Origin of the sequence: Pseudoalteromonas sp. SG41-5 (assembly GCF_014164495.1) — a bacterium.
Lineage (GTDB): Bacteria > Pseudomonadota > Gammaproteobacteria > Enterobacterales > Alteromonadaceae > Pseudoalteromonas > Pseudoalteromonas rhizosphaerae.
This window is the reverse complement of record NZ_JACJFH010000315.1, coordinates 1-299: the sequence shown is the minus strand read 5'-3', so window position 1 is coordinate 299 and position 299 is coordinate 1. Positions and strand designations below refer to the sequence as shown.

The window sequence follows — 299 nt, the reverse complement described above, 5'->3', positions numbered from 1 at the left end:
ACTTTGTTTGAGAATGCCACTAAACACCAACCAAAAAACTGGACGCGCGCTATTTTCACCATAAATCGCCAAGGCCAATTTAATCTGAACTTTGAGCGTGATAATAATGATGATGACGTTATTACCGCACAACAAACACATTAATTCATAACCTAGATTCAAATAAATAATTTACCGCTCTTTAACAACATGGATGTTGTTTGGCTAGGCGCTAATACAGCCGCTGATTAGTGCCCTGCCTTTCATTTTTGCACAAGTAAATTCGAGTCTACGCATTCGTAGCAGCGGGTTTACCCCGC

Annotated in this window: 1 pseudogene; it reads left to right on the top strand. The window is 40.5% G+C overall.

Annotated elements, in window-relative coordinates:
* A pseudogene (locus H5232_RS24550) lies at nucleotides 1–144 on the top strand (DUF600 domain-containing protein); the annotation flags it as partial.
* Nucleotides 145–299 lie beyond the last annotated feature (155 nt).